This window comes from Bradyrhizobium sp. NC92, assembly GCF_025200865.1.
Taxonomy (GTDB): domain Bacteria; phylum Pseudomonadota; class Alphaproteobacteria; order Rhizobiales; family Xanthobacteraceae; genus Bradyrhizobium.
On the sequence record NZ_CP104171.1, the window covers coordinates 2,904,018 to 2,924,829 of the forward strand.

Consider the following 20,812-nt stretch of genomic DNA (forward strand, 5'->3'; position numbering starts at 1 on the left):
CTCTTTTAACCGCGCCGCCTCTGGACTCTGCCAACGAGGCTTGTGAGTAATTCACGATCGGCGTGGCAGCGACCGGGCTGCAATTCACCACCGGATGGAATGATCGCTCGCGCGATACGGGGCCGGGATTCGCCGCAACGAAGCGGAGGTCGTGATGGCGCTCGTGACGCATGGAGATCAGAAGTACGAGAACAGCGAGAAGCTCGCGCAGGCCAGTGATTGGCCAGGGCTGAGCATCGAGCATCGCAAGTTCGAGGCTGGCCGTCAGGCAACGCCCGTTCCCATCTGCACCGAGCTCGTCATGCTGTTGTCGGGCGGCGGGATGGTGTGCCGCGCCGGCAACGGCGAAGTGCAGAAAAGCCTGGCAAGGCCGGGGATGAGTTATCTCGTGCCCGTGGGGACGCAGGAGAGCCATCTCGAGCTTTCCGACCGCATGGAATGTCTTCATCTCTATCTGCCGCCGGCGTTGCTCGACCACAGCGCACTTGCGGATTTCGACATCGATCCGACGAAGGTCGAGATCGCCTACGCCCACGGCCTGGCGGACCAGGTGCTCTTCCACATCTGCTCGCCGCTTCGCGATCTGCTCCATCGCCCGCGCCAGCCGACCGACGCGCTGTTCGTCGAAGGGATCCAGGTCGCCCTCGCGGCGCATCTTCTTGGCAATTACACGATCGACCGTTGGCGCGCGCCCGACAAATCGCCGGCGCTCGACCCGCGGCGCCTCCAGCGCGTGCTGGACTATGTCGAGGCTTCTCTCGGCAGCGATGTCAGGCTCGAGGATCTGGCGGCCCAGGCCTGCCTCAGCCCCTATCATTTTTCCCGGCTGTTTCGCGAAGCGACCGGACTGTCACCGCACCGTTACGTCACCGATCGCCGCGTCCACGCCGCGCGACAGGAGCTCGCGCGTGACCGCTTGTCTCTGGTCGAGATTGCCCTGGAGTTCGGTTTCGGCTCGCAGGCCAATTTCACGCGCGTATTCCGCAAGGCCGCAAATCTCACGCCGGGGCAGTATCGCGAATTGTGCTGCGGCCAGGCCGACGTGAAACCCGATTACGTCGAAAAGCCATTTCGCACGGATTGCGCATGATTCCGCAGGATTCGGGAATACGGCTCACCGTGCATCGGGCAGTGCTGTTGCAGCGACCAGGCAGGCGAAGGACACATCGACATGATCGAGCTCACGGTGAACGGGATCAAGCGCCAGGTCGACGTCGTTCCCGAGATGCCCCTGTTGTGGGTGCTGCGTGACGAGCTCGGCATCACCAGTGCCAAATACGGCTGCGGGGTCGCGCAATGCGGTGCCTGCACCGTTCACATCGACGGCAGGGCGGTGCGGTCCTGCCAGTCCCATATCGGCGAGGTCGCGGGCAAATCGGTCGTCACGCTCGAAGGACTGCACAACAAGGACCAAAATCCGGTCCTGCAGGCCTGGATCGCACATCAAGTGCCGCAATGCGGCTACTGCCAGACCGGTCAGATCATGCAGGCCATCTCGCTTCTTGCATCGATCCCCAAACCGACGGACGAGCAGATCAATCAGGCGATGTCCGGCAATCTCTGCCGCTGCGGCACCTATCCGCGGATTCGTGCGGCAATCCATGCGGCTGCGGCCAACAAGATGGCGGAGAAGTGAGATGGGCCAGATGCAGGCCTTTTCGCGTCGGGCTTTCGTTTTCGGCTCTGCTGTCGTCGCCGGCGGCATCGCTTTCGGTGCCTATGGTCGGGCCGAAGCGGCCGCGACGAGCGCCGATGGCAATCCGCTGGCCGCCGGCCTCGGCCCGAATTCGGTAACCTTCAATCCATGGGTCGAGATCAGCCCCGACAAGATCACGTTGATCGCGCAACACGCCGACATCGGCCAGGGTGTCGGCTCGGTGCAGCCGATCATGATCGCCGAAGAGATGGATCTCGACCCCGGCCAGTTCGAAATCCGGTTCGCTGAACCAAGCCCCGCCTATTTCAACACGGGCTTCGCCGACGAGTTCGCGCCGTTCGTGGCCGCGGACCAAAGCCCTGCTGCGGAGGAGGCGCGCGCGGCCACGCTCGAATGGCTGCGCAAGTCCGGCCTGCAAATGACGGGTGGATCGAGCTCGATTCCGGACACGTATCAAAAGCTGCGCGTCGCCGGTGCGGTCGCGCGCGAGACGCTCAAGGCCGCCGCGGCCAGACGTACGGGCGTCGCGGTGGCCGACCTTCGCACGCAATCAGGCCATGTGATCCTGCCCAACGGGACCAAGATCGCCTATGTCGCACTCGCGGCGGAGGCATCGAAAATTCCGCCGGTGCTCGATGCGCAGCCGCGCGATCCGTCCAGCTGGCGCATGCTCGGCAAGCCGATGATGCGGCTCGACGTCCGCGCGAAGGTGATGGGCGAGCTGAAGTTCGGCATCGACCTGAAAACGGACGGCATGCTGTATGCTTCCGTCAAGCTAAATCCCAACAAGGGGCAGCCGCTGAAATCGTACGACGCCAGCAAGGCGCAGTCGATGCCGGGGGTCAGGAAGATCCTCGAAATCAAGAACGGCGTCGCGGTGATCGCCACGAACAGCTGGTACGCGATGAGGGCGGTCGACGCCATCGCTTGCGAGTGGGCGCCCTCGGCCTATCCCGCCGAGCAGGCCGACCATTGGAAGGTTCTGGAATCCTCCTTCAAGCCCGAGTTTCTCGGCAAGGAGTGGCGGAAGATCGGCGATATTGACACCGGCCTGAAGACCGGCAGGCTCGTCGAAGCCGAATATCGCGCGCCCTATGTGGCGCATCAGCCGCTCGAGCCGCTGAACGGGATCGGCCTCGTCACCGACAAGGGCATGGAGATCTGGGTCGGCCATCAGAGCCCACGCTTCGTGCAATGGGTCGCGGCGACTGCGATCGGCCTCAAGCCGGAACAGATCACCTTCCACAATCAATGGACCGGCGGAAGCTTTGGCCACCGTCTCGAGTACGAGAACGTCCGCGTTCTCGCCGAGATCGCCAATCAGATGAAGGGCACGCCGATCAAGCTCGTGTTCTCGCGCGAAGAGGATTTCCTCCAGGACATTCCGCGGCAGATCGCGATCGCCCGGCACCGCGGCAGCATCGACAAGGGCAAGATCCTCGCTGCCGACCTGCAGCTGGCCTCGACGGCGCCGCTCAAGGGACTGCTCGAGCGTTCGGGCACGCCCTCGAAGGATCCGGATGGGCAATTGGCCGCCGGCCTGTGGAACGTCTACTACGACATTTCCAATTTCCGGGCCACCAGCTACGAGGCGCAGGGCTTGTCGCCAAGCACCACATGGCGCTCGGTCGGCGCTTCGACATCCGGTTTCTTCACCGAGAGCTTCATCGACGAATTGATCCATGTGGCGGGTCTCGATCCGATGAAGGCGCGCATCGCGATGTGCACCGTGCCGCATTATCGCAAGGTGCTGGAGACCGTCGCGCAGATGTCGGACTGGAAGGGACCGCTCGGGAACGGCCGTGGCCGCGGCGTCGCTTTCGTCGAGTCGTTCGGGACACCGGTCGCCGAGGTCGTCGAGGTGACGGCGACGGACCGCGGCATCAGGATCGACAAGGTCTGGGTCGCGGTCGACGTCGGCAAGGTGATCGATCCCGTGAATTTCGAGAACCAGGTGCAGGGTGGCGTCGTCTGGGGACTCGGCCACGCCATCAATTGCGAGCTCACTTATTCAAAAGGCGCGGCGCAGCAGACCAACTATAACCACCATGAGGCGATGCGGATCTACCAATGCCCGGTCATCGAAGTTCGCGGGCTCGAGAACGACCCGAAGGTGAGGGGCGTCGGAGAGCCGCCGGTGCCACCCGCCGCGCCAGCGCTCGCCAACGCGATCTTCGCGGCGACCGGAAAGCGCATCCGTGAAATGCCGTTCAACAAGTTCATCGATTTCGTGTGAGACGCGCCATGCAGAGATCTCTGATCGCGTTCGTCCTGGCAGCTTCGGCCGTCGCGGCCCTCACCGGGATCGTCGCGGCCAAGGACGAGGCCGCCAAGGACGTGCTGCCGTCCGGCAGCGTCAGTCGCGCCGAGGGGCTGGAGGCGTGGAAGCGGATTGAGGCCGTCGTGACACATCCACGGTGTGCCAATTGCCATGTCGACGCCAAGGCCATCCCGATCTGGACGCCGGCCGGCGAAACCAAGCCCCGCCTGCATGGCATGAACATCCACGGCGGCGAGAGCCGCATCGGCACGGAAGCCATTCCGTGCTCGACCTGTCACATGACCTCCACCCAGGCGAACGAGCCGGCGCCGTCGCCGCCGCGCGCCGGCATCGACTGGCAGCTGGCCCCGGTGGCTTTCATCTGGTTCGGCAAGAGCGGTGCCGAGATCTGTGCGCAGTTGAAGGATCCCAAGCGCAATGGCGGTCGCGACGCCGCCGGTCTCGTCGGGCACTTGCGGCACGATGCGTCGCTGAGTGGCTTCATCCCGCGCGGCTGGGCGCCTGGGGCCGGCCGCTCGACGCCGCCGGGCACCTTCGAGGATCACGTCAAGGACATGGCCTTGTGGGGCGCGGCCGGGCAGCCCTGTCCGAACTGATGCGTTCTCCGCGTCGCGGAAGCGCGATCACACACACAGCGTCATCGAAAGGAGAAAACCGTGACCCAACATGTCCTCTTCATTGTCACCAACGCAGCCGTGATCGGTCCGCATAGTCGCAAGACCGGCTTCTTTTTCGCCGAGGTCGCCCATCCTTTCGAGGTGCTCGACAAGGCTGGGGTCGCAGTGGAGTTCGCGTCCCCGGCCGGGGGGTGGACGCCTTACGATGCGTACGACGAGAAAGATGCCGCTCAGAAGGAGTTTCTCGCGAGCAAAGCCTTTCGCCGCTTGAATCACAGTCGCAAATTGTCCGAGGTGGACGCCGCCGACTACGACGCCATCCTGGTGCCCGGCGGTCTTGGGCCCATGGTGGACATCCAGCGCAATGCTGCGGTCCAGAGTGCCATCGTGCGTGCCTGGAGCACTGGCAAGCTCGTCGCCGCTGTCTGTCACGGACCGTGCGCGCTGCTTGGCGTTGACCTTGGCGATGGCGTCCCTTTCGTGCGCGGCAAGAAGCTCACGTCCTTCTCGAAGAAGGAAGAGTACGACTACGCCCGCGATGACGTGCCTTACGAGCTTGAGGACGCGTTGAGGGCAGAGGGTGCCGAGTACTCGTCCGCAGCCAACTGGCAACCTCACGTCGTCGTCGATGGCCGGCTCATCACGGGGCAGAACCCCGCGTCGGCCGGAGCGCTGGGAATAGAGTTGCTGGCCGCCCTCAAGGATAGGAGCAGCGCCGCGAAGATTTGAAGATTCGCAAGTGTGGAATTCGAGAGGGATGGGCTCCGCATCTGAAGCCGCGCTTACCCTCTCATGGGGAGCCATCGAATGACGCAATCGCCATCCAAGATCACCGCTATCCTGGTTGCTCGCCCGGGCAAGTCCGCTGAACTCAGCGCATTGCTTGTCGGCATGGCACCGCCTTCCAGGGCTGAGCCCGGCAACCTGCGTTGGGATGTCTGGCGCGACATATCGAACGAAGATCGCTACGTTCTCGACGAGCTGTACCGCGATGTTGCGGCCGTCGAAGCTCACCGAGCCTCGCCGCATTACCAGGCCTACCTGGCCAAAATTCCCGAGCTGGCTGATCGGACGGCCGTGGTCTTGGAAGCGCTCGAGGTTGGAGACAGGTGAACGGCGTCGGCGAACCTTCGAAGTAGCCGCATCCCTATTTGCAGTAGGGCTATCGCTTTTGGGAATTTTTCCCCGCTGCCATCCTTCGAGACGCCCGCTTTAGGCGGGCTCCTCAGGATGAGGGCGGAGTGCGCGGCAGCAGGTTCAACGAGCACTCATGTGATTCGCCTCATCCTGAGGAGGCGCGCAAGCGCCGTCTCGAAGGACGAGGCGTGCGCGCAGACCGCCGCCACAAGTCATATGCGATTGCCCTGCTATTTGCAGTTCTGGCAGATCATCAGCTTTCGCTTCAACGCCTCATCTTCCTGATCGAGGCCATTTGCATCTGGATTGGACCTGGCGTCCCTTGCTGCGCGTGAACGCATAGGTGGCGCCACGCGGCTCGGGGTGTCAACGTCATCGACGGTGCCGACGCTGAAGCCATCGTAGTCGGCGGCCGGATTCGGCATCGGTTGAGGCCCGCCAATCACGGAAGGCTCTCTGCTGGACGCCGCCGGCGGAGCTCTGTTCGTCGTCACCCGCGCGGGCTTGGCGGCACCCGGGCGTGGCGGCGATGCATCGGGCGGAGCAAGCGAAACCGGCGGCGCGGCCGAAGTCTGGCCTCGCGCGCTGTCGTGCGACCACGCGACGACAAACACGAGGCCGAGAGCCAGGAGCGTCACGTTTCTCATCCGCATCCTCTCGGCAGCGCTGGTTGATCGATTGACGGCACGGCTCGTCGAGCCCGCTCCGCCGAAGATATCAGCACTCACAGGGCGGTCAAAGCGCCGTAGCCTGGATGGAGCGAAGCGCAATCCGGGGTGTTGTCGTGAACCAGGAACAGATGCTGTTGGCCCAGATCATGGCCCGCAAGTCCGGCAGGCACGGGCCAGCCGCTGCGCAGGCCGTTGGCCGGCGGTTACTTCATCGCCGTGCTGACTGAGTTGAACTTGTTGTTGAGCAGCGCAGCGCCCGTGCTGTTGACGATGGTCACGATTGCCAGGGCGATCCCCGCGGCGATCAGGCCGTACTCGATTGCGGTTGCGGCATTCTCATCGGCAAGAAAGGACCTAACCAGACGCATTGCCAACTCCTGTTCATCCGATCCGATGGAAGGTCGCGTCGTTATCGGACTTGCAAATCGATCGAATAAGTCTTCGTGCGCGCCAAATGAACCGAGCGAGGGCGATCGCACCCTATCTCCTACGACGGCATTCATTAAATTAAGGTTCCGTGGTTCCGTCCAAATGAAGTCAAATCGGCCGCCCGGCGCGGGCATTGCCCTCCGTGCTGTGGCCCTTAACCGATTGTTGAGCCTGTTCGTCAACGAACAGGCAAGGACATCTCGATCGCGCTCATCCGCGCCGGCCGTCCGCATTCAGCGCCCGCAACATCGCGATGCGCGCGAACATCACCCAGCCGCCGCCGGTCTCGGCCGCATTGATCAAGGTCTCGATCGCGGTCTGCCAATGCGCCTCGTGCTGGGCGTCCTCGGGCAGCTGCATGATGTAGTCGGCGGCCTCTTGAAGCGTGAGCAGCTTGCGCTTGTTGCTTACGCGAACGGGATCGTCGAACGCCGTCGACCAGGGCATGTCAGGCCGGCCGATCGGCGAGGAGAGACATCACGGCGCGATCTGCGGGGTGTGATGCTGTTAGCCGGCCTTCTTTGCCCGCGCGGGGGCCCGTACCGGCTTGTCGGCGGCCTTCTTCGGCGTGGTCGCAGCCTTGGCCGCAGCGTCCTTGCCGCCCTTGCCTGATATCGGCAGCAGCATCTCGCGCTGGCCCTCGACGCGCTTCTTCGGCTTCTTGGCCTTGGCGCTTTCCTTGGCCGTGTCCCTGGCGACCTTCGCCGCGGGAGCAGCCTCCTTCTCGCTCGCGATGCTCTTCTTCAGCGCGTCCATCAGGCTGATGACGTTGCCGCCGGTCTTCGGTGCGGCCTTGGCGGTGATCGGCATGCCGCTGCGCTTCTTGTTGATGAGATCGATCAGAGCGGACTCGTAATGATCCTCGAACAGCTCGGGCTCGAACGCGCCGGACTTCTTCTCGACGATGTGCTTGGCAAGGTCGAGCATGTCCCTCGTCAGCTTCACGTCCTGGATGTCGTCGAAATATTCCTTCTCGCTGCGGACCTCGTAGGGGTAGCGCAGCAGCGTGCCCATCAGCCCGTTCTCGAGCGGCTCCAGCGCGATGATGTGCTCGCGGTTGGTCAGCACCACGCGGCCGATCGCGACCTTGTCCATGCTGCGGATGGTCTCGCGGATCACGGCATAGGCGTCGTGGCCGACCTTGCCGTCCGGCACGAGGTAGTAGGGGCGGATCAGATAGCGGTTGTCGATGTCGGCCTTGGGCACGAACTCGTCGATCTCGATCGTGTGGGTGGAGTCGAGCGCGATGTCGTCCAGCTCGTCCTTGGTGACCTCGATATACGTGTCGGTGTCGACCTTGTAGCCCTTGACGATGTCCTCGGAAGTCACCTCGTCGCCGGTCTCGACGTCGACCTTGAGGTACTTGATACGGTGGCCGGTCTTGCGGTTGATCTGGTTGAACGAGACCTTCTCGGTATCCGAAGTGGCCGGATAGAGCGCGACCGGGCAGGTCACGAGAGACAGACGCAGAAAACCCTTCCAATTGGCGCGGGGGGCCATGGGCTACTCCAGACGCAACAGAGGACAAGCCCTGAAGATACCATCGCCCAGTTGCGAATCATAGCAAGCGCCGACGCGGAATCTTGCAACGGCGTTAATCGTCGCCTGCACCGCGTCGTCTGGCGGGCCCATGGCCCGGAACATCGCCCGAGATGACGCGTTGCCCCGGCAGTTCATCGCCGCGAGGAGGTCGCGGCCATCCGACGCGACAGCCACAGATTGAGGTCACCATGGCAACCACGCGAGAGCAGAACCGGATCGTCGAAACTCCGACCGAGGCGCGCCAGGGCGAGCCTGGGCCTTCGGTGGCGGCGCTGCTCGCCATCTCGACCGGGCTTGCGATCCTGATCCTCGCCGTCGTCTGGTTCGTGTTCTTCCGGACCTGACGGCCGGCAAGGCACGCCGGCACCTTCCGGCTCGCCGCGCGATGCGGCACCTTGCGCCCACCATGCCGCCGGCTCCTCCGGCGGCATGGTGGGCGCAGTCGCATTTACGCGCGGCAGGTCGTATATGACCAAAAAGTAACGTCGGCCGGTTCCCCGCGTTCATATTCGGTTCACGCCGGAATTGCTCATCTCTGGCGGTGTTCAACTCGCCTGTTCTGGCAGCCCATCTTTGGAGAGAAGCGTGCGCCTGCTCGTTGTTGAGGACGACCCCGATCTCAATCGCCAGCTCACCAAGGCGCTGACCGACGCCGGCTATGTCGTCGATCGGGCCTTCGACGGGGAGGAGGGGCACTATCTGGGCGACAACGAGCCGTATGACGCCGTGGTGCTCGATATCGGCCTGCCCAAGAAGGACGGCATCTCAGTGCTGGAGGCCTGGCGCCGCAACGGCCGCACCATGCCGGTCCTGATCCTCACCGCACGCGACCGCTGGAGCGACAAGGTGCAGGGCTTCGATGCCGGCGCCGACGATTACGTGGCAAAACCGTTCCATCTGGAGGAGGTGCTGGCGCGCATCCGCGCCCTGCTGCGCCGCTCCACCGGCCATGCCCAGAGCGAATTGACCTGCGGCCCGGTTACGCTCGACACCCGGACCGGCCGGGTCAGCGTCTCCGGCAATCCCGTCAAGATGACCTCGCACGAATATCGGCTTCTGGCCTACCTGATGCACCATTCCGGGCGGGTGGTCTCGCGCACCGAGCTCGTCGAGCATCTCTACGACCAGGATTTCGACCGCGACTCCAACACCATCGAGGTGTTCGTCGGCCGCATCCGCAAGAAGCTCGACGTCGACATCATCCAGACCGTCCGCGGCCTCGGTTATCTCCTGACTCCGCCGCCGGCGCCGGGCGCTTGAGGCGTTCTCGGGCTTGACGGCAGGCCGAACAGGGCCCTTGGTCCGGTCATGACGTCCGACCACCTGCCATCCTGCGTCGCCCGGGATCATTCCGATGGCCGCTAGTTCGCTTGCGAACCGACTGTTCCTGTCGGCGACCGCCTGGCTCGTGGTGATCCTGGCCATCACAGGAATCGTGCTGTCGTCGGTCTACAAGAACGCCACCGAGCGCGCCTTCGACCGCCGGCTCAATCTCTATCTGCGCACTCTCATCGCCGAGGTCGCCACCCCCGACGAGCCGCCGGACCGCCAGTTCCAGTCGCTCGGCGAGCCGCTGTTCGAGCTGCCGCTGTCCGGCTGGTACTGGCAGATCACCCGCACCGACACCGAAAAGCCGGAAGTGCGCTCCTCGCGCTCGCTCTGGGACAAGAAGCTGCCGAAGCTGGAAGAGCAGGGCGCCGAGCTCACCGCCGCCGGCATCCGCCTCGCTTACGTCGACGGGCCGGAAGGGCAGAATCTGCGCATGGTGGAACGGCCGGTCGATCTCGGCGCCGACGGCAAATTTCTGGTCAGCGTCGCCGGGGACGACACCGAGATCTTCGACGAGACGCGCAGCTTCGACTACTACCTCGGCGGCACCTTCACCGCGCTCGGCATCGTGCTGCTGCTGACGACCGTGTTCCAGGTCCGCTTCGGCCTCGCGCCGCTCAAGCGCATCTCGGAATCGATCGCCGACATCCGCTCCGGGCGGGCGGAACGGCTCGAGGGTGAATTCCCGGTCGAGATCGCGCCGCTCGCGCGCGAGACCAACGCGCTGATCGACGCCAATCGCGAGATCGTCGAGCGCGCGCGCACCCATGTCGGCAATCTCGCTCATGCGATCAAGACGCCGCTCTCGGTGATCGTCAACGAAGCCAGCGCGCATGCGGCCGATCCATTCGCGGAGAAGGTGATGGAGCAGGCGGATGTGATGCGCGACCAGGTCGCCCATCATCTGGAGCGCGCCCGCATCGCGGCACGGGTCTCGGTGGTTGCGACCGTGACGGAGGTGGCGCCCGCCATCGAGGCGCTGCGGCGGACCATGGAGAAGATCCATCGCGACCGCGGCATCGTGGTCGAAGCCAAGGCCGATCCGTCCGCCAGGTTCCGGGGCGAGCGGCAGGATCTGGAGGAGATGGTCGGCAATCTCGTCGACAACGCCTGCAAATGGGCGGCCTCGCGCGTCTTCATCGAGGTCCTCGTCGAGCCGCCCCCCAAGGCCGGCGCCGGCCCGCGTTTGCGGGTCATCGTCGATGACGACGGCCGCGGCCTGTCGGAAGCGGAGCGCGCCCAGGTCGCCCGGCGCGGGCAGCGCCTCGACGAATCCAAGCCGGGGTCGGGGCTGGGACTGTCAATCGTGACCGACCTCGCCGCCCTCTATGGCGGCAGCCTTTCGCTCGGCAGCGCGCCGACTGGGGGCCTGCGCGCCGAGCTGGTTCTTCCCGGCCTATAATCCCTTGTTTCGACGACAGTTTCCGGCATGGCCGACGCTCCTCCAGGGAAAAGCGGGGGCATTCGAGGCGGCTTCCTAAACGGCTTCTTAAGTGGGGACCTCCTATGATCGTGCCGGACCCATCCCATGTCCGCCATTTTACCGTGCATTACCCGGGCGCATGAGCCAGACATCGATCGAGCGGCTGAGGGAATATCTCGCGCAGCTCCCGCCGCAGTCGCAGGCGCTGCTGATGCGGGAGTTCGAGCGTGCGCTGGAGCGCGGCCAGGACACGGCGGTGGCCACCCTCGTGCTCGAGCAGCTGCGCAAGATCGTCCGCAAGAGCGAGGCCGAGGAGGCTTTGCCGCCGCGTACGGACGATCTGTCGCGGCTGTTGTTCCAGGTGTTGGAGCCGTTCCTGGTCGAGGCGGGCACTCCTGTCAGGGCCGGGCAGATTCGCCGCTCCTCGCTGCAGCCGATCTGGCAGTGGCTTGGCCGAGACGGCGCACCGGCCAAGGTGAACGAGTTCGAGGCGGCGCTGGCGCGCATGCCGGCGGACAGTGCAGGGCAGGTCGAGGCCCTGGCGCAGAAGCTTCAGGCCGTGGCGGCGGATGCCATCTTCGAGCTGACGGGGCCGGGCGGCGGCGACAAGTCGCGGGCGCTTGCCCGGGTCGGCCCGCCCAACGTGATCGAGGATCTCTATTCGATCGGTGCGGTGCTCCAGGTCCGGGACGCCATCGCGACGTTGAACGAGAAATTGCCGCGCACCTTGCGGGCCTTTGGGGATTCCCAGATCGCCTCGGTGACGTCGGCGCTCAACATTCCGGCGCTTCAGACGCCGCAGATGCTGCCTTTCGCCTTGTCGATCGTCGTGCAGCGCATGACCGCGCCCTGGCAGATCATCCGCCTTGCGGTCAAGATAGCGGCATCCGACGACGAGATCCGCGTCGCGGCGACGCCCTACGGTATCGCCGTCACGATGGCCTTGCATGATCTGTCCTGCGTTGCCGCGATCCTGCGCATGGACATCAAGCGCGGCCATTTCGACAATGTCGCCGGCAATCTCAAGACGCTGCACGACGGCGTGCGCGGCCTCCGCACCGAGCTCGACCTGCGCAACGATTCCGCCTGGGGCAAGCAATTGACCTCGATCCGGGCCGACATCTCCAATGCGCTGCAATCCGAGATCGACAGCGTGCCCGGCCGCGTCCGCCGCATCCTGCGCCAGCGTCCCGAAAAGGACATTCCGCCGGGCGCGCGGATCGACAGCACCGAAGTCGAGGAGACGGTGGCGCTGATCGATTTCGTCGCGACTTGCCGCAACTATGCGAGCGAGCTTGCGATCAACGAGGTGACGCTGCGCACCTATTCCGATCTCCAGCAATATGTGGAACGCTCGACCGAGCAGTTGGTGCAGTCGCTGCGCGCCGCCGATCACAAGGTCCGCACCTATCGGCAGCAGCAGGTGCAGGCCGCGATCCGCTTCTGCCAGGTGCTGTTCGGCGACGACTATGCCTCGTTGATGAGCCGGGCCGCGGAAAACGCACTCACGGGCGAGCGCAAATCGTCGCGCGCGGGTTGATCAGCGCGCATCTTTTTTTGATCACAATTTGAGGTTGACGACACATGTGGCGCGCCCTACGCTCCCGCCGCAAGTCCGGGGAATTTCTATCTGTGGGCGCATGAAACCCGTTATCAGCTCGATCGAAATTGAGAACCGCGTCATCGTGGCCAAGTATCAAAGGCTGATGGTTGGGGCCAAGGTGGTGCTGGTCGAGAAGGCCAGCGATCGGCAGCTGCCTGAGACCATCACGAGGGTTGCATCGAGGGTTCCGGTCGGAGCGCTGCGCATCAGATTGCCCGATGCGATCAAGCCGGGAACATACTTCCTGAAGGCCTTCGACGGGCACGGCGAGCACGCCGCCCAAAGTGTCGACTTCGAGATCGGCTAAGCCGTTGGATTTTCACCCTTTCGGGACGACGTGCGGGTCGCGCCGAATTGACAATTGTCAATTGCCGCATCCTCCGGCCGTGGTGTAAAGGCACCTATAGGCGCGGTTCGGGCGCCGCCGGAAGCTTGCCAGATGACGCTATGGTTCGTGTTCGCGCTGATGACGGTCGCGGCGATTTTCGCCGTGCTCTGGCCGCTTGGCCGCACCAGCCGCGCGCAAGATCAGGGCAGCGAGGTCGCGGTCTACAAGGACCAGCTGGCTGAGATCGAGCGTGATCTGGCCGCAGGGTTGATCTTGGCGCCCGAAGCCGAGGCTGCGCGCGTCGAGATCAGCCGCAGGCTGCTTGCGGCGGCGGCCAGCGAGCCGGCAACGGCGCCGATGTCGAACCTCAAATGGCGCCGCGCGGCGGCCGTGCTGGCGCTTGCCGGCCTGCCGCTCGTTGCGATCGGCGTCTACATGCCGCTCGGCTCCCCCCGGCTGCAGGACTTCCCCCTCGCGCAGCGGGAGCGCGGGTCCGGCATGGCGCAGTCGCTCGAGAACCTCGTCGTGCAGGTCGAGCAGCATCTGGAAAAGAATCCGACGGACGGTCGCGGCTGGAACGTGCTCGCGCCGGTTCTGGAGCGGCTCGGCCGCTTCGACGACGCGGTGCGCGCCTATCGCAACTCGCTCACCTACAATGGCGAGAGCGCGGAGCGCCGGTCCGATCTCGGCGAAGCGATATCGGCCGCCGCCGGCGGCGTGGTGACCGCGGAGGCCAAGGCCGAATTCGAGCGCGCACGCGGCTTGAACGCCGACGACCCCAAGGCGAATTATTTCCTGGGTCTTGCCGCCGAGCAGGATGGGCGCAAGGAGGATGCGGCCAATATCTGGCGCGCGCTGCTTGCGAAAGCGCCTGCGGACGCACCGTGGCGTGCCCTGGTGCAGTCCTCGCTGGCGCGAGTCGGTGGGGGCGGCACGATGCCCGCGCTGTCCGACGAGACGGTTGCTGCCTCCAAGGACATGGCCGAAGTCGATCGCAATGCCATGGTGCGCGGCATGGTCGATCGTCTGGCGACGCGGCTGAAGCAGAACGGCGACGATGTCGAAGGCTGGCTGCGTCTGGTGCGCGCCTATCTGGTGATGGGCGAGCGGGACAAGGCAATGGGGGCGTCGGTCGATGCCCGGCAGGCGGTTGCCAGCAACGCCGAGCGGCTGCGCCAGCTCAACGAAGGTCTGAGGACTCTCGGGATCGGCGGTTGACGATTTCGGGACGAGAGATGCGGAGAACGGATACGCCATGACGCGCAAGCAGCGACGTATGACCATTATCGGCGGATCGCTCGCCGTGCTCGCGCTCGCGGCCGCGCTGGTGCTCAACGCGCTGCGCGACTCCATCGTGTTCTTCTCGACCCCGACCATGGTCGCCGAGAAGCATGTCGAGCCCGGCAAGCGGTTTCGCCTTGGCGGCCTGGTGCAGCCCGGCTCGCTCCAGCGCGGCGACAATCTCGCGGTGACGTTCGAGGTCGCCGACGGCAACGCCAAGCTGCCGGTCGCCTACAAGGGCATTCTGCCCGACCTGTTCCGCGAAGGGCAGGGCATCGTCGCCGAAGGCGCGCTCGACGCCAACGGCGTGTTCAAGGCCGATACCGTGCTTGCCAAGCACGATGAGACCTACATGCCCAAGGACGTCGCCGATGCCCTGAAGAAGCAGGGGCACTGGAAGGACGATTACGGCGCCCAAGGCTCTGGTACCCAAGCCTCTGGTACCCAAGCCTCCGGTGCCAGGCCCGCGGCGACCGCGCAGGGCAATCCGCAGGGAGCGGTGCGGTGATCGCAGAGTCCGGACATTACGCGCTGGTGCTGGCACTCGCTCTGGCCCTGATCCAGTCCATCGTGCCGCTGATCGGCGCGCGCCTCGGCGACGCCGCCCTGATGAACGTGGCGCGCTCGACCGCGCTGGCGCAGCTGCTGTTCGTCGGCGCCTCGTTCACGGCGCTGGTGATGCTGCACGTGTATTCGGATTTCTCGGTCGCCAACGTCTACGAGAATTCCCACTCCATGAAGCCGCTGCTCTACAAGATCACCGGCGTGTGGGGAAACCATGAAGGCTCGATGCTGCTGTGGGTGTCGATCCTCGCGCTGTTCGGCGGATTGGTCGCAGGCTTCGGCAACAATCTGCCGCTGTCGCTGCGCGCGCACGTGCTGGCCGTACAGGCCTGGGTCGCCAGCGCCTTCTATCTGTTCATCCTGATGACGTCGAACCCGTTCCTGCGCATCGCCAGCCCGCCGATCGAAGGTCGCGACCTCAACCCGGTGCTTCAGGACATCGGCCTCGCCGTGCATCCGCCGATGCTCTATCTCGGCTATGTCGGCTTCTCGATCTCGTTCTCATTCGCCATTGCGGCGCTGATGGAGGGCCGGATCGATGCGGCCTGGGCGCGCTGGGTGCGGCCCTGGACGCTGGTCGCCTGGATCTTCCTGACCCTCGGCATCGCCATGGGCTCGTACTGGGCCTATTACGAGCTCGGCTGGGGCGGCTGGTGGTTCTGGGATCCGGTCGAGAACGCTTCGCTAATGCCCTGGCTCGCCGGCACCGCGCTCTTGCATTCGGCGCTGGTGATGGAGAAGCGCAACGCGCTGAAGGTCTGGACCATCCTGCTTTCGATCCTGACCTTCTCGCTGTCGCTGCTCGGCACCTTCCTGGTGCGCTCGGGCGTCATCACCTCGGTGCACGCCTTCGCGACTGATCCGACCCGCGGCGTGTTCATCCTCTTGATCCTGTGCCTGTTCATCGGCGGCAGCCTGTCGCTGTTCGCGGGCCGCGCCACCTCGCTGAAGCAGGGCGGCCTGTTCGCGCCGATCTCGCGTGAGGGCGCGCTGGTGCTGAACAATCTCCTGCTCACCGTGGCCTGTGCGGTGGTGCTGTTCGGCACGCTCTATCCGCTGGCGATGGAGATGCTCGCCGATTTCAAGATGTCGGTCGGCGCGCCCTTCTACAATCTCACCTTCGCGCCGCTGTTCGCGCTGCTGCTGCTCGCGGTGCCGTTCGGGCCGATGCTGGCGTGGAAACGCGGCGACCTGCTCGGCGTGATGCAGCGCCTGCTCGCGGCCGGCGTTGCCGGGCTGGTCGTGGTCGCCATCGTCTGGGCCTGGGTGCGGGGCGGCAGCGCGTTGGCGCCGCTCGCGATCGGGCTCGGCGTCTTCGTCATTGCCGGCGCCGTCACCGACCTCGTCGAACGGACGGGCCTGGTGCGCCTGCCGTTCGCAACGGTGCTGCACCGGGCGCGCGGCCTGCCACGCTCGGCCTGGGGCACCGCATTCGCGCATGCCGGCCTCGGCGTCGCGCTGATCGGGATCGTCTGCGAGACCACCTGGAACAGCGAATACATCGCGACCATGAAGCCGAACGACGTCGCCCACGTCGCCGGCTACGACCTGAAGCTCGACGGGCTGTTTCAACGCCAGGGCCCGAATTACCGCGAGATGATCGCCGAGTTCAAGATCAGCCGCGATGGCGAGGTGGTTACGGTGATGACGCCGTCCAAGCGCAGCTTCACCACGCGCGGCTCCTCGACCACCGAGGCGGCGCTGCTGACGCGCGGCGCGAGCCAGCTTTACGTCTCGCTCGGCGATGCCACCACCGAAGGCGCCATCGCCGTGCGCATCTATCACAAGCCGTTGGTCCTCTTGATCTGGTGGGGGCCGGTGCTGATGGCGTTCGGCGGCGTGCTCTCGCTCTCCGACCGCCGCCTGCGGGTCGGCGCGCCGAAGCCGGCACGGGCCAAGCAGCGCCTGCAGCCCGCGGAATGATCCGATGCGCTGGATGATGGCCGCGTTCATCGCGCTGCTGCTGGCTTTGCCGGCGGCCCACGCGGTGCAGCCCGACGAGATCATGTCGGACCCGGTGAAGGAATCGCGCGCGCGCGAATTGTCGCGCGAGCTTCGCTGCATGGTCTGCCAGAACCAGTCGATCGACGATTCCGATGCGCCGCTGGCACGCGACCTGCGCCTGCTGGTGCGCGAGCGCATCGCGGCCGGCGACAGCAATTCGCAGGTGCTCGACTTCCTGGTGGCGCGCTACGGCGAGTTCGTGCTGCTCAAGCCGCGCTTCGAGCGGCAGACCCTGCTGCTGTGGCTGCTCGGGCCGGTGCTGCTGCTTGGCGGCGGCCTGGCGCTGTGGCTGCAAATCCGCCGTCGCGCGCGAAGCGGTGTGGACGTACCGGCCCCGCCGCTCACGCCCGACGAACAGGCGCGGCTCGCGGCCTTGATGTCGGACGAACCAAGTCGTCCTGAAACCAAGTCGTCCTGAAGCCAAATCGTCCTGAAGCCGTCGAGCTACGTGGTGCCACGTAGGCCGCGGCAGCGGCTGCGTGGTTCATGCTAAATTGACCTTTGTCTGGAAGCTTGTCGCGAGATCTGATTCCAGCGCCTGAGTCCCCCGATGTTCGCGAACAGCAATCTGACGATCCGCTTCCTGGTCGGCGCCGTCGTCGCTGCTTTATTGTTCCTGCTTGGCATCGGCGGCGGCACCGGCTTCATCGCGGTGCTCTATCTCAACAACGAGATCACCAGCCTGTCCTCGGACTTCGCCGCACTGAGCGGCCCTGCGCGCGACCATGCCATGCAGATCTACCAGCAGGCGCAGACCGCGTTCTTCTATTTCCTGGTCGCCTGCGGCGTGATCGCCGTCGTCGCTTTCGCGATCTGCTTCACCACCTGGTTCGCCGTGCGCAACGGCATCCTCAATCCCCTGGCGGCTATCGTCCATGCCATGCGCGAGGTTGCCGATCAGAAATTCGACACCTCCGTTCCGGGGCTTGGCCGTAGCAACGAGATCGGCCTGCTTGCCGGTGCGCTGGAGGTGTTCAAGACCAACGGCATCGAGCGGCGCCGCCTCTCCGAGCAGCAACTGCATGAAGCGCAGCATCAGGCCGAGCGGTCGAAATTCCTCGATAACAGGATCAAGCGCTTCAACGATCTCGTCGCCAGCGTGGTCGCCAGCGTGGCGTCATCGGCCGTGCATCTGAAGACCAACGCGGAGACGCTGTCGCGGACCGCCAACGACACCAGCACCAAGGCCAATGCGGTGGCGAGCGCTGCGGGTCAGGCCAGCGCCAGCGTGCAGACGGTCGCAGGCTCTGCCGAGGAGATGACGAATTCGATCGGCACGATCAGCCGCCGCGTCACGGACGCGACCCAGCGCGCCGAAGGCGCCGCAAGCCAGGCCGAGAAGAGCCGCGATACCATTCACACGCTGTCGGATGCCGCCGAAAAGATCGGCGAGGTCGTCCAGCTCGTGCAGGCGATCGCATCGCAGACCAATCTCCTGGCGCTCAACGCCACCATCGAGGCGGCACGGGCCGGCGAAGCGGGCAAGGGATTTGCGGTGGTCGCCTCGGAAGTGAAGAATTTGGCGCATCAGACCAGCAAGGCGACGGAGGAGATCACCTCGCATGTCGCCAGCATTCAGGGCATCACCGCGGAGACCCGCGGCGCGATTGACGGCATTTCCAAGACGCTGTCGGAGATCTCGTCCATCATGTCGGGCATCGAGATCGATACCGCCCAGCAGCGCAACGCCACGCAGGAGATCACGCGCAGCGCCCAGGACGCCGCGCGCGGAACCCTCGACGTCTCCAACCATATCGTCCAGATCACCTCTACCTCCGCCGAAACCGGCCGCATGGCGGCCGAGGCCAGGGATTCGGCGGTCGATCTGTCGCAGCAGGCCGAGACCTTGAAGCGCGAAGTCGACGAGTTCATCGTCAGTGTCAGGGCGAGCTGAGGGGAGAAATCGCGCCCGCCGCTTAGTCAGCGGAACTCGATTAAGTTCCTGTAAGACCATGATTTTCGGCCTGTGCTAAACTGCCGCATCCGCTTCGTCCGTTCATTACGAAAGTTTAACCCCGCCGCCAGCGCGCGGTAAGGCGGGAGTCCCCATCTTCAGGTCCGCAAGGTGCCGACATCCGGCATCAAAAGGAATTCAGGGCCCTGGAGATTTCTGCATGAACGATCGTATCGACCTCTCGAACCTCCCGTCCTACCGGCAGCCGCGCCGGTCGGTGTTTTCCGCGCGCAAGTTCGCGCTGATGGCCTCGGTCGTCGCCGGTCTCGGCGCGGCCGTCTATGGCTTCAGCCCGTCGACGTCGCCGGCCGACCTGTTTTCCAGCCCGGCGCATGCGCAGGTCAACAACGAGGTCCGCAAGGTCGAGCGTCCCATCGGCTTTGCCGACATCGTCGAGCGCGTGAAGCCCTCGGTGATCTCGGTCAAGGTCAACATCAAGGAGAAGACCGCCAGCAACGATGACGGCGACGATTCGTCCTCGCCGTTCCAGCCGGGCTCGCCGATGGAGCGTTTCTTCCGCCGCTTCGGCGGTCCGGATGGCATTCCAGGCCTGAAGGGCGGCGGTCGTGGCCGCGTCGTGCAGGGCCAGGGCTCCGGCTTCTTCATCTCGGCTGACGGCTATGCCGTGACCAACAACCACGTGGTCGACGGCGCCGACAAGGTCGAGGTCACCACCGACGATGGCAAGACCTACACCGCCAAGGTGATCGGCACCGACCAGCGCACCGACCTCGCGCTGATCAAGGTCGAGGGCAGCACCAACTTCCCGTTCGCCAAGCTTGCGGATAGCAAGCCGCGGATCGGCGACTGGGTGCTCGCGGTCGGCAATCCCTTCGGTCTCGGCGGCACCGTGACCGCGGGCATCGTCTCCGCCAGCGGCCGCGACATCGGCAACGGCCCGTATGACGATTTCATCCAGATCGACGCGCCCGTGAACAAGGGCAATTCCGGCGGTCCTGCGTTCGACACCAACGGCGAGGTGATGGGCGTCAACACCGCGATCTACTCGCCCTCCGGCGGCAGCGTCGGCATCGCGTTCTCGATTCCGGCCAACACGGTCAAGAGCGTGGTCGCGCAGCTCAAGGACAAGGGCTCGGTCAGCCGCGGCTGGATCGGCGTGCAGATCCAGCCCGTCACGTCCGACATCGCCGACAGCCTCGGCATGAAGAAGGCCGAAGGCGCGCTGGTGGCGGAGCCGCAGGCGAACGGTCCGGCGGCCAAGGCCGGCATCGAGTCCGGCGACGTGATCACGGCGGTCAACGGCGAACCCGTCAAGGATGCCCGCGAGCTCGCCCGTACCATCGGCGGCATGGCGCCCGGCGCGTCCGTGAAGCTCAACGTGCTGCACAAGGGCCAGGACAAGGTCATCAACCTCACCCTCGGCCAGCTGCCGAACACGGTCGAGGCCAAGGCCGACACCGACAATGACAGCGGCAAGGGCGCCAGCAAGGGCACCGACGTGCCGAAGCTCGGCATGACCGTTGCGCCCGCCAATTCCGTGGCCGGCGCCGGCAAGGAAGGCGTCGTGGTCACCGAGGTCGATCCGAAGAGCGCCGCGGCCGAACGCGGCTTCAAGGAAGGCGACGTGATCCTCGAGGTCGGCGGCAAGAGCGTGGCGACCGCCGGCGAAGTCCGCGACGCCATCAACGCGGCGCGGACCGACAACAAGAACAGCGTCCTGATGCGCGTGAAGAGCGGCGGCCAGTCGCGCTTCGTCGCGGTGCCCCTCGCCAAGGGCTGAGGCCTTCAGGAGGCCCACGAGATGAAGGGTGTCGCCGGCATCAGTCGCCCCCGCCGTCGGCGCCCTTCGGGGAAGCAGCGCAAAGCTGGCTTCCCTCATCTACCTTCCGGTGGAATTACGCCCCCCTCCGTCGGAAGGCCTAGGGCGGTGAGGTCCCCCCAGCTTCACCGCCCGCCTTTTTCCCGCTTCGAGCTTCTCCCGCTCGGCTTGCATGCGATTGCCGCCCGCGCCATGTTTAGAGAAGGTTGACC

General features: G+C 65.2%; 21 protein-coding genes. 17 read left to right on the forward strand and 4 right to left on the reverse strand.

What is annotated here, in order from left to right:
- Positions 1-154: 154 nt before the first annotated feature.
- From N2602_RS13520 to N2602_RS13545, 6 genes are all read left to right on the forward strand, one after another.
- Positions 155-1,090 carry a helix-turn-helix domain-containing protein gene (locus N2602_RS13520; RefSeq protein WP_260382937.1) on the forward strand — a complete coding sequence of 312 codons (936 nt, stop codon included), beginning with the start codon at positions 155-157 and terminating at the stop codon, positions 1,088-1,090.
- Positions 1,091-1,171: 81 nt separating this feature from the next.
- The gene (locus tag N2602_RS13525; protein WP_260382938.1) at positions 1,172-1,636 is read left to right on the forward strand and encodes a (2Fe-2S)-binding protein; all 465 of its coding nucleotides are present in this window, start codon (positions 1,172-1,174) and stop codon (positions 1,634-1,636) included.
- 1 nt (position 1,637) lies between these two features.
- Complete coding sequence (locus N2602_RS13530) at positions 1,638-3,893, forward strand: xanthine dehydrogenase family protein molybdopterin-binding subunit (protein ID WP_260382939.1); 2,256 nt, start codon at positions 1,638-1,640, stop codon at positions 3,891-3,893.
- Positions 3,894-3,901: 8 nt separating this feature from the next.
- Complete coding sequence (locus N2602_RS13535; RefSeq protein ID WP_260382940.1) at positions 3,902-4,534, forward strand: hypothetical protein; 633 nt, start codon at positions 3,902-3,904, stop codon at positions 4,532-4,534.
- Between the two features lie 60 nt (positions 4,535-4,594).
- Entirely contained in the window at positions 4,595-5,284 is a 690-nt protein-coding gene (locus N2602_RS13540; protein ID WP_260382941.1) for a type 1 glutamine amidotransferase domain-containing protein, read from the forward strand.
- 78 nt (positions 5,285-5,362) lie between these two features.
- Entirely contained in the window at positions 5,363-5,668 is a 306-nt protein-coding gene (locus tag N2602_RS13545; protein WP_172784235.1) for a putative quinol monooxygenase, read from the forward strand.
- Between the two features lie 254 nt (positions 5,669-5,922).
- Here N2602_RS13545 and N2602_RS13550 read toward each other — a convergent pair whose 3' ends face one another.
- From N2602_RS13550 to N2602_RS13565, 4 genes are all read right to left on the reverse strand, one after another.
- Entirely contained in the window at positions 5,923-6,339 is a 417-nt protein-coding gene (locus N2602_RS13550) for a hypothetical protein (protein ID WP_260382942.1), read from the reverse strand.
- A 227-nt stretch (positions 6,340-6,566) separates the two neighbouring features.
- Positions 6,567-6,731 carry a Flp family type IVb pilin gene (locus N2602_RS13555; RefSeq protein WP_172784237.1) on the reverse strand — a complete coding sequence of 55 codons (165 nt, stop codon included), beginning with the start codon at positions 6,729-6,731 and terminating at the stop codon, positions 6,567-6,569.
- A 271-nt stretch (positions 6,732-7,002) separates the two neighbouring features.
- Positions 7,003-7,239, reverse strand: coding sequence for a hypothetical protein (locus tag N2602_RS13560; protein WP_172784238.1), 237 nt, complete (start codon positions 7,237-7,239; stop codon positions 7,003-7,005).
- A gap of 60 nt (positions 7,240-7,299) precedes the next feature.
- On the reverse strand, positions 7,300-8,292 hold the full coding sequence (locus tag N2602_RS13565) for a Ku protein (RefSeq protein ID WP_260382943.1): 993 nt from the start codon (positions 8,290-8,292) through the stop codon (positions 7,300-7,302).
- 230 nt (positions 8,293-8,522) lie between these two features.
- On the opposite strand from N2602_RS13565, the gene N2602_RS13570 reads away from it, so the two are divergent.
- The 11 genes from N2602_RS13570 to N2602_RS13620 all read left to right on the forward strand — a co-directional run bounded on the left by N2602_RS13570 (position 8,523) and on the right by N2602_RS13620 (position 20,561).
- Positions 8,523-8,678: a hypothetical protein gene (locus N2602_RS13570; protein WP_162832009.1), complete on the forward strand. Its 156-nt coding sequence runs from the start codon at positions 8,523-8,525 to the stop codon at positions 8,676-8,678.
- 241 nt (positions 8,679-8,919) lie between these two features.
- Positions 8,920-9,594 (forward strand): response regulator transcription factor, encoded by a 675-nt coding sequence (locus N2602_RS13575; RefSeq protein ID WP_036035233.1) that lies wholly within the window; start codon positions 8,920-8,922, stop codon positions 9,592-9,594.
- Between the two features lie 94 nt (positions 9,595-9,688).
- Complete coding sequence (locus N2602_RS13580) at positions 9,689-11,065, forward strand: sensor histidine kinase (protein ID WP_212256918.1); 1,377 nt, start codon at positions 9,689-9,691, stop codon at positions 11,063-11,065.
- A gap of 160 nt (positions 11,066-11,225) precedes the next feature.
- Positions 11,226-12,626 (forward strand): hypothetical protein, encoded by a 1,401-nt coding sequence (locus N2602_RS13585; protein ID WP_260382944.1) that lies wholly within the window; start codon positions 11,226-11,228, stop codon positions 12,624-12,626.
- Between the two features lie 100 nt (positions 12,627-12,726).
- A complete protein-coding gene (locus N2602_RS13590) occupies positions 12,727-12,996 on the forward strand; it encodes a hypothetical protein (protein ID WP_172784242.1) in 270 nt (89 codons plus the stop codon).
- 132 nt (positions 12,997-13,128) lie between these two features.
- Positions 13,129-14,235 carry a c-type cytochrome biogenesis protein CcmI gene (ccmI, locus tag N2602_RS13595; RefSeq protein WP_172784243.1) on the forward strand — a complete coding sequence of 369 codons (1,107 nt, stop codon included), beginning with the start codon at positions 13,129-13,131 and terminating at the stop codon, positions 14,233-14,235.
- 37 nt (positions 14,236-14,272) lie between these two features.
- On the forward strand, positions 14,273-14,806 hold the full coding sequence (gene ccmE, locus N2602_RS13600) for a cytochrome c maturation protein CcmE (RefSeq protein WP_260382945.1): 534 nt from the start codon (positions 14,273-14,275) through the stop codon (positions 14,804-14,806).
- Positions 14,803-16,785, forward strand: coding sequence for a heme lyase CcmF/NrfE family subunit (locus N2602_RS13605; RefSeq protein ID WP_260382946.1), 1,983 nt, complete (start codon positions 14,803-14,805; stop codon positions 16,783-16,785). The genes ccmE and N2602_RS13605 overlap by 4 nt, the downstream gene beginning before the upstream one ends.
- Before the next feature lie 4 nt (positions 16,786-16,789).
- On the forward strand, positions 16,790-17,284 hold the full coding sequence (locus N2602_RS13610; RefSeq protein WP_212256914.1) for a cytochrome c-type biogenesis protein: 495 nt from the start codon (positions 16,790-16,792) through the stop codon (positions 17,282-17,284).
- A 132-nt stretch (positions 17,285-17,416) separates the two neighbouring features.
- The gene (locus N2602_RS13615; RefSeq protein WP_260382947.1) at positions 17,417-18,760 is read left to right on the forward strand and encodes a methyl-accepting chemotaxis protein; all 1,344 of its coding nucleotides are present in this window, start codon (positions 17,417-17,419) and stop codon (positions 18,758-18,760) included.
- Between the two features lie 220 nt (positions 18,761-18,980).
- Positions 18,981-20,561: a Do family serine endopeptidase gene (locus tag N2602_RS13620; RefSeq protein WP_212256912.1), complete on the forward strand. Its 1,581-nt coding sequence runs from the start codon at positions 18,981-18,983 to the stop codon at positions 20,559-20,561.
- Positions 20,562-20,812 lie beyond the last annotated feature (251 nt).

What these genes read in the sequence shown, in the direction of transcription:
- N2602_RS13520 (WP_260382937.1), top strand. Translation starts at nt 155, where the DNA reads ATGGCGCTCGTGACGCATGGAGATCAGAAGTACGAGAACAGCGAGAAG.
- N2602_RS13525 (WP_260382938.1), top strand. Translation starts at nt 1,172, where the DNA reads ATGATCGAGCTCACGGTGAACGGGATCAAGCGCCAGGTCGACGTCGTT.
- N2602_RS13530 (WP_260382939.1), top strand. Translation starts at nt 1,638, where the DNA reads ATGGGCCAGATGCAGGCCTTTTCGCGTCGGGCTTTCGTTTTCGGCTCT.
- N2602_RS13535 (WP_260382940.1), top strand. Translation starts at nt 3,902, where the DNA reads ATGCAGAGATCTCTGATCGCGTTCGTCCTGGCAGCTTCGGCCGTCGCG.
- N2602_RS13545 (WP_172784235.1), top strand. Translation starts at nt 5,363, where the DNA reads ATGACGCAATCGCCATCCAAGATCACCGCTATCCTGGTTGCTCGCCCG.
- N2602_RS13550 (WP_260382942.1), bottom strand. Translation starts at nt 6,339, where the DNA reads ATGAGAAACGTGACGCTCCTGGCTCTCGGCCTCGTGTTTGTCGTCGCG.
- N2602_RS13555 (WP_172784237.1), bottom strand. Translation starts at nt 6,731, where the DNA reads ATGCGTCTGGTTAGGTCCTTTCTTGCCGATGAGAATGCCGCAACCGCA.
- N2602_RS13560 (WP_172784238.1), bottom strand. Translation starts at nt 7,239, where the DNA reads ATGCCCTGGTCGACGGCGTTCGACGATCCCGTTCGCGTAAGCAACAAG.
- N2602_RS13565 (WP_260382943.1), bottom strand. Translation starts at nt 8,292, where the DNA reads ATGGCCCCCCGCGCCAATTGGAAGGGTTTTCTGCGTCTGTCTCTCGTG.
- N2602_RS13570 (WP_162832009.1), top strand. Translation starts at nt 8,523, where the DNA reads ATGGCAACCACGCGAGAGCAGAACCGGATCGTCGAAACTCCGACCGAG.
- N2602_RS13580 (WP_212256918.1), top strand. Translation starts at nt 9,689, where the DNA reads ATGGCCGCTAGTTCGCTTGCGAACCGACTGTTCCTGTCGGCGACCGCC.
- N2602_RS13585 (WP_260382944.1), top strand. Translation starts at nt 11,226, where the DNA reads ATGAGCCAGACATCGATCGAGCGGCTGAGGGAATATCTCGCGCAGCTC.
- N2602_RS13590 (WP_172784242.1), top strand. Translation starts at nt 12,727, where the DNA reads ATGAAACCCGTTATCAGCTCGATCGAAATTGAGAACCGCGTCATCGTG.
- ccmI (WP_172784243.1), top strand. Translation starts at nt 13,129, where the DNA reads ATGACGCTATGGTTCGTGTTCGCGCTGATGACGGTCGCGGCGATTTTC.
- ccmE (WP_260382945.1), top strand. Translation starts at nt 14,273, where the DNA reads ATGACGCGCAAGCAGCGACGTATGACCATTATCGGCGGATCGCTCGCC.
- N2602_RS13610 (WP_212256914.1), top strand. Translation starts at nt 16,790, where the DNA reads ATGCGCTGGATGATGGCCGCGTTCATCGCGCTGCTGCTGGCTTTGCCG.
- N2602_RS13615 (WP_260382947.1), top strand. Translation starts at nt 17,417, where the DNA reads ATGTTCGCGAACAGCAATCTGACGATCCGCTTCCTGGTCGGCGCCGTC.
- N2602_RS13620 (WP_212256912.1), top strand. Translation starts at nt 18,981, where the DNA reads ATGAACGATCGTATCGACCTCTCGAACCTCCCGTCCTACCGGCAGCCG.